This window comes from Thermodesulfobacteriota bacterium, from assembly GCA_034189135.1.
GTDB lineage: Bacteria > Desulfobacterota > Desulfobacteria > Desulfobacterales > JAUWMJ01 > JAUWMJ01.
In genome coordinates this window covers 1-13,191 of record JAXHVO010000038.1, presented here as the reverse complement: position 1 = coordinate 13,191, position 13,191 = coordinate 1, and the positions used below count along the sequence as shown (strand labels likewise).

10 protein-coding genes are annotated in these 13,191 nt (G+C 43.1%); 3 read left to right on the top strand and 7 right to left on the bottom strand.

Annotated features, from left to right (window positions below; translation table 11 throughout):
* Positions 1 to 65 precede the first annotated feature (65 nt).
* The 6 genes from SWH54_05740 to SWH54_05715 form a co-directional block, all read right to left on the bottom strand.
* The gene (locus SWH54_05740; protein MDY6790754.1) at positions 66 to 830 is read right to left on the bottom strand and encodes a hypothetical protein; all 765 of its coding nucleotides are present in this window, start codon (positions 828 to 830) and stop codon (positions 66 to 68) included.
* A gap of 451 nt (positions 831 to 1,281) precedes the next feature.
* The gene (gene trxB, locus SWH54_05735) at positions 1,282 to 2,925 is read right to left on the bottom strand and encodes a thioredoxin-disulfide reductase (GenBank protein MDY6790753.1); all 1,644 of its coding nucleotides are present in this window, start codon (positions 2,923 to 2,925) and stop codon (positions 1,282 to 1,284) included.
* A 396-nt stretch (positions 2,926 to 3,321) separates the two neighbouring features.
* Positions 3,322 to 4,122 carry an enoyl-CoA hydratase-related protein gene (locus SWH54_05730; protein MDY6790752.1) on the bottom strand — a complete coding sequence of 267 codons (801 nt, stop codon included), beginning with the start codon at positions 4,120 to 4,122 and terminating at the stop codon, positions 3,322 to 3,324.
* 244 nt (positions 4,123 to 4,366) lie between these two features.
* Positions 4,367 to 5,554: a lipocalin-like domain-containing protein gene (locus tag SWH54_05725; GenBank protein ID MDY6790751.1), complete on the bottom strand. Its 1,188-nt coding sequence runs from the start codon at positions 5,552 to 5,554 to the stop codon at positions 4,367 to 4,369.
* 28 nt (positions 5,555 to 5,582) lie between these two features.
* Positions 5,583 to 8,069 carry an FtsX-like permease family protein gene (locus SWH54_05720; protein ID MDY6790750.1) on the bottom strand — a complete coding sequence of 829 codons (2,487 nt, stop codon included), beginning with the start codon at positions 8,067 to 8,069 and terminating at the stop codon, positions 5,583 to 5,585.
* Positions 8,070 to 8,158: 89 nt separating this feature from the next.
* Complete coding sequence (locus tag SWH54_05715; protein MDY6790749.1) at positions 8,159 to 8,839, bottom strand: ABC transporter ATP-binding protein; 681 nt, start codon at positions 8,837 to 8,839, stop codon at positions 8,159 to 8,161.
* A 651-nt stretch (positions 8,840 to 9,490) separates the two neighbouring features.
* Here SWH54_05715 and hcp point away from each other — a divergent pair.
* From hcp to SWH54_05700, 3 genes are all read left to right on the top strand, one after another.
* The gene (gene hcp, locus SWH54_05710) at positions 9,491 to 11,155 is read left to right on the top strand and encodes a hydroxylamine reductase (protein MDY6790748.1); all 1,665 of its coding nucleotides are present in this window, start codon (positions 9,491 to 9,493) and stop codon (positions 11,153 to 11,155) included.
* A 221-nt stretch (positions 11,156 to 11,376) separates the two neighbouring features.
* Positions 11,377 to 12,120: an HD domain-containing protein gene (locus SWH54_05705; protein ID MDY6790747.1), complete on the top strand. Its 744-nt coding sequence runs from the start codon at positions 11,377 to 11,379 to the stop codon at positions 12,118 to 12,120.
* Positions 12,121 to 12,216: 96 nt separating this feature from the next.
* Positions 12,217 to 12,960 carry a 4Fe-4S ferredoxin gene (locus SWH54_05700; GenBank protein ID MDY6790746.1) on the top strand — a complete coding sequence of 248 codons (744 nt, stop codon included), beginning with the start codon at positions 12,217 to 12,219 and terminating at the stop codon, positions 12,958 to 12,960.
* On the opposite strand, the gene SWH54_05695 is transcribed toward SWH54_05700, so the two are convergent.
* On the bottom strand, positions 12,961 to 13,191 hold a 231-nt coding region (locus SWH54_05695; protein ID MDY6790745.1), incomplete at its 5' end, for a hypothetical protein.

Sequence of the window (13,191 nt, the reverse complement as noted above, 5' to 3'; positions counted from 1 at the left end):
TAAAAGTCATCGAATTGACAAAGAACAATGAAACTGAATTACTTTATCGTAACATTTGTACTACTCTAAACGAAAATGAATTTAAAAAAGCAGCATAAGTTTTCGCTCAATTGGGGTACTACATTTTGTACATTTTCCTTTTTTAAGAGGTCCTTACTCTCAGGTTTACTGAAAAGCTTCACGAACCTTGATAAATAGTTATAAAACTTCAAATTCACTACTGAGTAAACATCTTTATTAAGGCGTTTATTGCCTTTTTTACTCCAATCATACAATACATAAAATGCATTTAAAATCTCTTCGCAGGCAGAATTTGAATCTTTTCTTAATTCGTCTATAGCTACGAATTCTTTATGAAAATTTATCAATATGTGATAAAAATAAGCCAACCCATCACTATAGCTACCCTGCAATATAACCGGTGAGGAGCTTTGAAACGAAAGTTCTTTCTTTACTAGGTTATTATTGTAATAGGCTTTAAAATTCGAGTATCCAACCTCGATATGGACTATTATTATCTTATCCCCTCGGTATATTAGAGTCTCCACCTTTTTGCCGATTGGAAGATCCCTCTGGGCAATTAAAAAACCCTTTTTGGTTGTAGGTGATGTCCCAGAGAACCTAATCCGGTCATTAACACGCACCCCGGCTTTCTGCGCACCAGAATTTGGCTCAAATCCTGTAATGACTGGTTTACGTTCTATTTTATTCCATTTATATCGTATGCCAATATCAGGAAATTTCACGTTATATTCCGCAGCAAATACTTCTGTAAGAATTAACAAGATCAATGGTATTGATAGAAATATTATAATTATTTTTTTACTCATGGTAACATCCTTTATCTTACTTTATCTTATGTTGGAGATACATCAGATTTTAAAAAAGTTGTGATGAAACAAGTAGATGAAATAGTTATCGGCATAAAAGAGCGGAACTTTAGTGGATAGGAAAAAATTATGAGAAAGGCATGTAAAAACCCGGCATATCTCACCATAGTTCCAAAATGACGTCGACTTGTGATATATGGAGATATCCTATAAAAATTGAGCTTTCAAAAATCTGTGATAACTTGTCACTGTAAGGCAAAAATTTTTATATAATTTTAAAGCCAGTTTCTTTTATCAAAACATCTTTGAAAATTACCGGAAAAAATCGTAATTGCCAAGCAGTGTCAAGACCGTCCCCGGTCACTTTTAACATTTTAAGGGGGTTGCTTTTCTTACCCCCCTGCAACGAAACATATTTTTGACAACTACTATAAAACAAATTATCCGGCGTTCACAAATTCTGGGCCAGTTTATCCTGCCAGTAGGGATTGATCAAATCCTCGAAGATACTCATGGCTGCCTCGGACCCTTGCCCGGCGGCGGTGACGATCTGCTTGTAGCCGCCTTCCACATCACCGGCGGAATAGATGCCGGGAATATTGGTACGATGTCTGGCATCTCGTTGAATATAGCCGTTTTCGGTAAGAGCCACCCCGGTTTTTTGTGCCAACTCAACCGACGGGGTATAACCAATGGCCAGAAACACCCCATCCGTTTTCAGAGTTGAGATTTCTTTTGTCCGGTTATTGAATAAGGAGACTTCTTCTACCCGTTGGTCTCCACGGATTTCTTTGATTTCGCTATTCCAGAGAATGGGGATTTGGTTATCGGCCAGATTTTTGGCCAACACTTCCTGGGCGCGGAGTTTGTCGCGCCGGTGAACCAGCGTGACATCAACACCCATATGATGCAAATGCAGGGCTTCGGTAGCTGCACTGTTGCCGCCACCGACCATGATGACTTTTTTATCTTTAAACAAAGGGCCGTCACAGGTGCTGCAGTATGAGACCCCTTTGCCGGAAAGTCGGGACTCACCGGGAACACCCAGCTGTTTATGAGAGGCTCCGGTGGCCAACAGCACAGCTCGGGTATGAAATTTTCGTTGGCTGGTAGTCACCACAATAGGATCTCCGGGTTGAATATCAACTACTTTTTCCTGTTGAAAAATCTTCGCATATTCCAGGGCATGGGTCACCATGATATCGACCAGGGCTTTACCACCCACATGGGTGAAACCGGGATAGTTTTCCACTACCGGGGTTAGTGCCATCTGACCACCCAGGGCCTGGCCTTCGATGATGGCGGTGTTCAAACCGCTTCGTTTGGCATAAATACCGGCGGTTAATCCGGCAGGACCGCCGCCCACGATAACCAGGTCGGTTTTCACCAATTCCGCGTCACTATCCGGAATAAACACAGTTTGCGGTTCCAGTTTTTGCAACGATAACGCAAAAATCTCTTCAGTCTGTGCGCCCATACCGATAAGTGTTTCATTGGCAAAAGTTTGGGGGACGCTTTGGGCGGAGTATTGATCGGCAATTTCAGGATTGGCCTGAATATCAATAATTTCCAATGAAATCAGCTCGGGTTTTTCAACGGCCGCACGCACGGCGTTCACCGCCTGCTGAGGGCAATAGGGGCAAGTGGGACTCACAAACACTTTTATTTTCCGCCTGGAATTGATATTTTGAATCACTTTTCGGGCCTGATCGTTGACGTCGCTTCGTTGGAACCCCACCAAAATCAAAGTTTCTAAAAAAGTGCGACCTTCTTCACCCACGGGCGCACCCAGCCAGCGTATGTCATAGGTTTCCGGTGCAATTAACAGGGTGGGTGATGCGGTAACTTTCCATTTCTTTGCCAATTTATGATCCAGAGAGAATTCTCTGAAAGTTATTTTATCGGTCAGTTCCCGAAAAGCTCTCACCATCTGACGGCTTGCCCGAAGAAAATCATCGTCTTGTCCCTGTTCCGCAAACATATATAACGGAATTTCATGGGACATTTTTTCAAAAACCGCTTTGAGTTGTGCAATAAACGCTCTTTCCGATCCGCCTGTCAGTGCATCCATTTTTTGAGTATGATTTGTGTTCATGGCCACCTCCTTTTTCAGGCTTAAAAACCCATGATTAAAATAAGAAACACTTTCTTAGGTGTCAATGGTTCAAAATAATGATGTATTGCGAAGAATTATTGCCAATATTTTGTTACTGGAATGGGATTGGTGGCCATTAATGATACAAAATCTAATTTCAGTGAAACAACCGTCTGTTCGGTTAATGTAAAATTAAGGAGTGAAATCTATAGTCATTCTCATGCATATGCTTTGTTTTAAATGAGGAAACTATCTGGGTGTATCAGTGTACCTCAGATTAACGCAGAAGAAGCGAAAAGCGGTAAGGATCGTTTTGCTGGTCATATAAATGATTGAGGTGGAGTTTCGAATTTGCTATATCTGTGCCTGCGGAGAAAAACTTTTATTAATACCAGATTATTTCCCGGTAAACTTAGGGACTCTTTTTTCCAGGAACGCAGCCTGTCCTTCTTTTAAGTCATCACTTTGAAAGCATTTTTGCATCAATCGATCAGCCTTCTCAATATTTTTCTGATTCAGTGCCAAATCATTTTCAAACATGGAAATAATATTTTTAATGCACTTTAATGAAAGCGGTGCATTCCGGGTGATCTTTCGGGCATATGCATGGGTGAATTCTTCAAGATCCGCTTTTGGAATCAAATAATCCACCAGTCCTTTATTAAGGAGTGCTTTGCCCTGAAAGGTATTGGCGGTAAAAAAGATTTCCTTTGTTCTGGCAATCCCGAAAGCTTCGATAAATTGCTGTATGCCTTCCGGGGGATAACCCACACCGATTCTGGCCGGCGTCATTCCAAGTTTAACATTATCTGCTGCGATTCGAATGTCGCAGCACGCACAAAGATTAAACCCTGCTCCAAATGCATGCCCGTTCAGCATGGCTATGGTGGGATAAGCAAAATTTTTAACAGAGTCTAACACCTTAAGCAAAATGTCTGGAGTTTTTTGCTTGTGATCGGGAAGCAGGCTCACAGGAATGGCACCAATATCATAACCCGAGGAAAATACCTTGTTTCCTGAACCCTTTATCACCAGGCACCGGACATCATCATTTTTTGAAAATTCTTCCAGGTTTTGATAAACATCCATGAGCAGTTCGGGGGAAAGTGCATTGCGTTTTTCCGGATTATTAAGTGTTAAAAAACCAATATGGTCTTTTTTTTTCACCAAGACCATTTTATTGTCAGATTCATTCATTGCAGGACTCCTTGTGGTTTAATCATAACTCTATCTATCCTTGTTTACAACAGGGTTCAGTTATCTTACCTTTGGCGATGATTTTTGACTGAGTTCTATCATGAAATGGAACCAAACTCATATCTGTTTTGCTTATCATGTTCATGGTACAGAAAGTAACTGGGCAGATGGTACAATCCGGCTGTTCTTTCGTTACAATCTCTTATAATGGAAAAGGTAGCGTGTTAAAAAACGGCCAATTTTTTCAAAGCGGTGCATCGAATTTTTGGTTATATCCGGTTAACTCAACATAGCCAAATCCGGAAATGCCTTGCGGTCCCTTATGGCCATTGATGGCAACGCTTCCTTCCCAGTATATCACATCAGTGCTTTCGCTGGTCATCATTTCCTGGTTTTTGATATTTGATGCGAGAGTTATTTCCATATCCATATCTGATATGGATAGTTGCCACTTTGAAGGATAACCTGCACCGGATTGAGGACTTTTCCAAGTATCCAGCACTTTGATGTTAAAATCCTTATGAGTTAGATGTTTTTTGGTACCATCTGCATATATGTAAGACCCGCTGGAAGCAGGATGATGTGATTTCTCTGCTTGTCGCAACAAAAAAACCATCAGTTCAGTATTGTCTGAAAACTGGAGACTGAACCAATCCCAACCAATTATATTTTTCTGCAAAGGAGCCGTGCTGAATTCGTGATCCATCCAACTGTATCCGGAAACGGTATACGTTTGATCTTTGTAAACCAGAGTTCCATCAGTCATCAGTCTTGAAAAGGAATAATAACAGCTGGCGCTTTCATCAAGTTCACCTTTACGGCTATAACCCTGGTCTCCGTGTAAAACAGCTGGTTTTAATGACCTCATTTTCAGATCAAACGCAAACTGATTGGATTGGACCCGAACGTTGTGTCGTTTTTCATCGATCATAATTGACCATTTATTCAAGTAAATTCGAGTAGTTCCAGATTCATTTTGACTCACCCCTGCGATGCCATCCATTTCCCTGCTCCATTGTTCGTCGAAAATATGCTGATGGGCGGTGAGGTTCGAAACAGCAGCATGGCCGAGAAAGATGTTCTGTGATCGCCACTGCGATGCGGGGCTGGGCCAGTTTTTTTCAGCTCCAGGCGGGCTGATCTGAGATCGAAAAATCGTCATCTGAAAACCAAATTTTTCTCCTGTATGTGCCTTTAGATTCCCGGTATAGTACCACCATTCGGTGCGATAACCTGGGTGCATACCGTGATCATCTGGAAAAGATAAATTGCAGGGTCTGGTGACACGGTAATAGGTTGACTCCTCGGCTCTGGCGGATGTGATAGGAAGAAACGTCTGGTCTGCTGAAAACGTCAAGGGACAGCAGACAATCAAAATTATAGAAACGGCTAATATTGTAATGATTTTTATTTGAAATACGTTATTTTTCATATTTCTTATGCTTATGAAATACAAGGCGTTAATTTTCCTTTAGCAATGTTGCCGGCGGCTGTCTAAAAACCAGTTTTATGGCCGGCAAAGCTGCGGCAAAGGCAGATAGTAAGATTAAAGGCAAAGATATACTTAAAGTCCGCCAGTTAATATTATAAATAAACGTCCACCCGAATGATTGAAGGTTAATGACAAAAATCAGTAGGTAAGATAGTATCAATCCACAAACCACACCGGCGATCTCTCCTACAATGACCATTAAAAGGCTTTCCCAAACAACAATACCGCGAATCTGGTTCGTGTCAGCACCGACTGCAACTAAAATATTCATCTGTTGGGAGCGGTCAAGGACCATAATTGCCAGCGTTGTTGCAATCCCCATGGTTGCGATGAGCGGTGCAATAAATAGTAGGACGGTGGTAATGGCAAAGGTTTCATCAAAAATCTTCAATATCTCGGTGCGAAGTGTCTTTCCACTGATCATATCCAGATGGGGGCCACAGTTATCAATAATCTCGCTCTGTAACAATGATAACGGCTGTTCCGAATTTTCAGTGGAACGATTAAAAAAAATGCGAACGCCGCCCCAGGGCAAAGCAAAATTATTTCGCTTAAAAAAATTAAAATCACAAAATACCACACCGCCATGGGTACGATAGTCTCTAACCACTCCGAGAACAGGTAAACGGATTGGCAAATCCTTGACCTGAGCAATATAGGTATCACCAAAATTTAAGCCGCTTTGGTTGGAAAACACCTCGGACAGTGTGACGCCTTTTCCTTGTATGACGGCCTGAATCGATTGTTGTGGTGATCCTTTAAGCCATATAAAGCTGCCGTATTTCAAAAAAGTCTTAACGTCCATGACTTCCAACTGATAGGGTATCAATCCATAACTCAAAGCAATGCGTCGATTGGGTACCAAGTCCACTGGAGATTGGATCGATTTCAGGCCTTGAATGATTTTCTCTGGAAAGGGATCCTGAAACTGATTGTACTCAGCGAGTTTGGGAGAAACAAAAAGATCGCCGCTGACCGTTTGATTGACCCACAGTTCAACGGTATTTCTAAAGCTGTGGATCATAATAACCAGCGCAATAAACAAGGCGACTGCAGTAATCAGTGATCCAACTGAGATTGATGTTCGGGTGCCACTATTTTTTATGTAGTTGCCTGCTAAATAAGCTGGTATTCCACCGACTCTCAGCAAGATCGGCCTAATGATTGCAGCGGCTTTTTTTAAACACCAGGGAGACACCAGCGAAAATCCGGCAAACAGCAGAATAATAGCCGCATATCCGGCTAAGGGAAGGCCCTGGATTGGCGACAGCGTGGACAGTGGTAACACCGTGAGAACAAAAACAATACCCATAATAAAAAGTTGGACTGGGGAGAAACGCCCGAAGCTCTCACGCTGAGATAAACTTAGTGCTTCTTTGGGAGAAACCTGCATCGCCATACGTGCTGGTTGTAACGCTGCTAAAACGGAGATAATTAGCGTCATCCAAAAGGATAGAAGAATTTCCCATCCGCTTAAAGAGAATTGATCCACCCTTACCCTTACGAATAGTATAGAAATAGTTTCGCTGATACCGGTAAGTAAGTATTTAACCAGTGCAGTGCTGATGGGTATGGCGATTACCCAACCGGCCACACCCAGAAATACCCCTTCAAATAAAAATAACAAAAAAATAAGTTTTGAGGAACTACCGGTACTCCGGAGAACAGCAATTTCATGTCGGCGCGAGGCAGCATTCAGTGCCACCAGGCTGTATACCAAAAACATGCCCACAAACAGCGAAGCAAAACTTAGAATCGATAGATTTAATTGATAGGCCTTAATCATATTTTGGCCGCTTTCGCGTCTATCAGACGGACTTCTGAGGATTAAACCCGGCGCCAAAGATGATTCAAATTTAAGAAGATCAGGTTTGGAGACTGATGATTTAAAGATAAGATCGATACGGTCGACGAAGCCGATGGTGCCGGTAAATTCTTGAAATGTGGCAATATCGGTAATGCCGATGTTGCCGGCCTCCACGAGAGCCAGGCCATCAGGCGCAAGCGGGCTCAATACCATAAACCTACCGGTGGTGTTTGCATGTTCCAGTGTGATCCTATCACCCGGTTTGAGTCCAAATCGTTCGGTAAGCGGCTTTCCCAGGAATAAAGAATTGGGTTCAGATATTAGTTTGATCCAATCCGAGCGAAGAGATGTGGTCTTTTTATCCCCATGCCATGTTCTCAGCGTTCTGTCCATAAGGGGATCCAGGCCGATCAACAGAAAGGGTTCTCCCAAATGCGTCGACTCTCTTACATAAGTGCTGAGGAGCGGGCTTGCGTTTTGAACCGACGGATGCTTTATCAAATCTTGAAGCATGTTTTCGGGAACACGACCGCCTGATCGTAATAGTATCCTATCGGATTTTCCGGTGATCTGGGTTACACTGCGAGTGAATGCGTCGATGGATGCATCTATTGATAATCGCACACTGGTGAAAACCGCTGCGCCCAAGGCGATTCCAACCAGCACGATGACAGTATGTGCCTTATGATTTTTTAAATGGCGTAAACTAAACCATCGAAATAAGCGAAAGAATAATATCAAGTGCTGCATATCTGATCGGATATTTCTCCGTCTTTCAAACAAAGCTGAAGGGTGGCAAAATCATCAGCCAGGTTGCTATGGGTGGCAATGACCACGGTTCGGCCATCATTTTGATTTAAATGAACCAAGAGATCAATGACTCTTTGACCGTTTAGGCTATCGATGTTTCCGGTGGGCTCGTCTGCAAGAATTAGCAAAGGATCGTTGATGAGCGCACGAGCAATAGCGGTTCTTTGCATTTCTCCTCCAGAAAGCTGGCTGGGCTTGTGGTGCTTACGAGGGTTCAGATCAAATTTTTCAATTAATGATACTGCCTTTTGTTGAACTGAATCAAGAGGTTTACCTGCGAGCAAACCGGGTAAGCAGATATTTTCCAATATATCCAGGGTCGGCAGCAAATTAAACGATTGGAAGATCATACCCACCACCTCTCGTCTAAAGTCAATCAGTTCAGATTCTATGGCTGTATTTAAATTATAGCCTGAAACAGTCAAATTGCCTTCTGAGGGTTGGTCCAGTCCGCCAAGCAGAGATAACAACGTGCTTTTCCCCGATCCGCTGTTGCCTTTCAGCATAACCAATTCACCCTGCCGGATATCCAGATTGACTCTGTTTAAGCCGATAACTTTTGTTTCTCCCAGCGAATAGATTCGCGTCAGATTTTCAGCATGAATCATCCGAGATAGCCTTTCGATCATTTGGGTTATAATTGCAGGCAGCCGGTGTGACCCTCTACGAATAGATTTGATTCTGGCCTTGCGAAATTAAACTGTGGATTAATCGATCGTAACCATACCCGTAAAGCGTTCCACCTTACATAGGTTATAGTAATCTTATTGCTCTATATCATGGCTATGGATATCAGACAATAAAATCGAAATTCATCATTGATGACTAGATAGAAAACGTTTCACTGGAGATGTGAATCAGCCGCTTCAAATGGGATGATATCTGAATCATGGTGCGCCACCGGCTATCGATCCCGGATGAAGATTGGTGGTAAATTTTTAAATAGAATAGTAAAAATTCGATTTCAGTACAACATTTTATGAATAAGGTACAATTGTGTATCAAATAAATTAATTATACACAATGTTGTATCCGGATTGAAGGGTGAATAAAGCTAGGAAAGGAATCCGTAAGTGTTCCTCTTTGGCGAAGGGTTTTTAATGTTTTCAAGACTGCGGCAAAATTTTTTCTTTTTTTTGACCTAAGTCAATGCACTTGCTCAGCCTGGCATGTAAAATTAAATCAAAAATAAGGAAATGGTCCTTAAAAATCTTTTTAGGGAAAAGTGATTCAACCCAAACCAATAAAGGAGGAAAGCTATGTTTTGTTTTCAATGTCAGGAGACAGCCAAGAACACAGGCTGCACAGTTAAAGGTATGTGTGGGAAACCGGAAGAAACCGCAAATCTTCAGGATCTGTTAATCTATGTGTTAAGAGGTATTGCCGTTTATGGCGAAAAGGCAAAAGAACTTGGAATTTTGGATAAAGAGACGGGTTTATTTGTTGCCCAGGCACTGTTTACCACCATTACCAACGCCAACTGGGATAACGACCGGTTTGTTGCCATGATAAAAGAGGCATTAAAACGCAGAGATGATCTTAAAGATAAATTTCTAGCTGCCTATAAAGAAAAAACCGGAAAGGATTTTGCCGAAAATCTGCATCACTCCGCCACCTGGTTTTCGGATGATGCTGCCGAGTTTAATGAAAAGGCCAAATCGGTGGGTGTGTTGTCAACAGCGGATGAAGATGTGCGCTCTTTAAGAGAGCTTTTAATCATCGGGTTAAAAGGGGTTGCCGCTTATGCAGATCATGCCGCCATTTTGGGGTTTGAAAGAGAAGATATCTACGATTTTCTCATGGAAGCCCTGGCATCCACCACCAAAGATTTGTCGGTGAACGAAATGGTCGGATTGGTGATGAAAGCCGGAGAAACGGCAGTCAACACCATGGCGTTGTTGGATGAAGCCAATACCACCGCATACGGAAATCCGGAGATCACCGAAGTCAATATCGGAGTCGGCTCCAATCCGGGAATACTCATCAGCGGACACGATCTTAAAGACATGGAAGAGCTTTTAAAACAGACCGAAGGCACCGGAGTCGATGTGTATACCCACGGCGAAATGCTTCCTGCCAATTACTATCCGGCATTTAAAAAGTATGCTCATTTTGTGGGAAACTACGGTGGGTCATGGTGGCAGCAGAACAAGGAATTTGAATCCTTTAACGGCCCCATTCTTATGACGACAAACTGTATTATTCCCATAAGAAAAAATAATACGTATCAGAAAAGAATCTTTACCACCGGCATGACCGGCTATCCTGATGTCAAGCATATACCGGACAGGGCCAAAGGCGGCTCAAAAGATTTTTCTGAGATTATCGAGCTGGCAAAGAAATGTGATCCGCCCACTGAAATTGAGACAGGAAAGATCGTGGGAGGTTTTGCCCACAACCAGGTGCTTGCACTTGCTGATAAGGTGGTGGATGCGGTAAAATCAGGAGCGATCAAAAGGTTTGTGGTTATGGCCGGTTGTGACGGACGTCAGAAATCGAGAAACTATTTTACCGAAGTGGCCCAGGCTCTGCCGCAGGACACGGTGATTTTGACTGCCGGTTGTGCAAAATATCGCTACAACAAGCTCGATCTTGGAGATATCGGAGGTATACCGAGAATCCTTGATGCCGGACAGTGTAACGACTGTTATTCTCTGGCGGTTATCGCATTGAAACTCAAAGAGGTCTTTGGACTGGGTGATATTAACCAGCTTCCGATCTCTTTTGATATCGGATGGTATGAGCAAAAAGCGGTTGCCGTTCTCCTGGCGCTTCTCTACCTTGGGGTTAAAGGTATTCGACTGGGGCCGACCCTCCCGGGATTTCTTTCCCCCAACGTGGCCAAAGTGCTGGTGGAAAAATTCGGTATCAAACCCATCGATACGGTAGAAGCAGATGTTGAAGCCATGATGACAGGAAAATAGTGATTCAGCGGTATAGCAGCATCCCGCTTAAATTGGGGTGCTGCTGACATATACATGGAAGTAAACAGAGCCAATATGGCAAAACCGGAAAATCAAGGCAAAACCACAGGTAAGGCCAAAGCCGGTAAGATTCTTTTGCATACTTGATTTATGGACAAAACAGACTAATATTATCATTTAATAGACTTTTACAAAATACAAACCAGCGATTGGAGAAAATCATGAAGTGCCCAGGTCAAGATACGCTGTACTGGAAACCGGGAGCCATCTTTGATGCAAAATGCCCGGAATGCGGGAATAAAGTGGAATTTTTTAAAGATGACACCACCCGCAAATGTCCGAGCTGCGGGCACCGGTTTATCAATCCTAAAATGGATTTTGGCTGTGCGTCATATTGCCAGTTTGCCGAACAGTGCATCGGAAATCTTCCGCCAGAGCTTCTGGCCCAAAAGGAAGACCTGTTGAAAGACCGGGTGGCCATTGAAATGAAACGGTATTTTAAAACCGATTTTAAAAGAATCAGCCACGCGACCCGTGTGGCCAGGTATGCGGAAAGAATCGGCAAAGCCGAAGGCCAGGGAAATATGGCGGTTATTTTGTCTGCCGCGTATCTTCATGATATCGGTATTCACGAGGCCCAAAAAAAATTCAACAGTACCGAACCCAAACACCAGGAACAGGAAGGCCCACCCATTGCCCGGTCCATATTGGAAAAGCTCGGTGCTAAAACAGAACTTATAGATGAAGTATGCGATATCGTTGGCCACCACCATCACCCCGGGCCGGAAGAAACGGCAAATTTTAAGGCAGTGTATGATGCAGACCTTATTGCAAACATAGAAGATAATCATAAAGACCAGGTCATTGAGGCCGACAAACTGAAAAAGATAATTAAAAAATCGTTTTTAACCCAAAGCGGTGGGGTGGAAGCCAAGAAAACACTTTTAAAGCAGGACAAGAATTAAGGGAAAATATTCAACAGTCGAATACTTTAAGCCACATTCGACATTCACCATCTTCCTGTATGCTGCTGATTGGGTAAGCGAACAAAGGACGGATAAATGAAGACATTACGCAAAATAATAGAAATTGATGAAGAGCTGTGTGACGGCTGCGGTCAGTGTGTACCCAGCTGCGCAGAGGGATCATTACAGGTGGTGGACGGCAAGGCAAGGATGGTGGCGGACAACCTGTGTGACGGTCTTGGTGCCTGCATCGGCGAATGTCCCACCGGCGCACTTAAGATCGTTGAACGTGAAGCAGAGGAGTTCGATGAAGATGCGGTGGAAAAATACCTGGCGGAAAAAGAAGCAGAAAAACAAAAGGAGCCCGCCACGTTGGCCTGCGGGTGCCCATCCACTCATATTCAGACATTTGCACCGGCTTCTTCGTGTAAGCAAGCCAATATACCGGCTTCCTTTCAAGATGAAGAGTCCGCTCTTTCTCACTGGCCGGTTCAAATCAGGCTGGTGCCTGCAACTGCGCCGTTTTTAAAAGGAGCGGATCTACTTGTTCTGGCAGATTGCTGTGGAGTGGCCATTCCAACGCTACACAGGGATTTGCTCAAAGGCAGGGTGGTGATGATCGGATGTCCGAAATTTGACGATGTGGAAGAATATGTTGATAAATTTGGCGACATCTTTAAAACTGCGGATATTAAGAGTGTCACATGCGTTGTTATGGAAGTGCCATGCTGTTCCGGCCTTCCCATGATTGTCAAAAAGGGTATGGAAGCAGCAGGGAAGAAGGTGTCCATAGAAGAGTTGGTTATAAGTACGCGGGGTAAAATGCTGCATCAACAGTGATTAAAGTACGCTAAATTCTAGGCGCCTGTGATTGGTGACTCTGATCAAGAGCAAAAACTGGCGTTGACGAACCAACAGGTTTAGCAATGGATCTCCGCTTTCCGGCCTGCGTCTAGTACAAAGTTTCATTAAAACATTTACATAAAATATAATATGTGATATAGCTTCTTCAAAAACTATGGAGGAAGCTATGCCAAGAAAAAGCCAAAGACCCAAATTACAATTAGACAA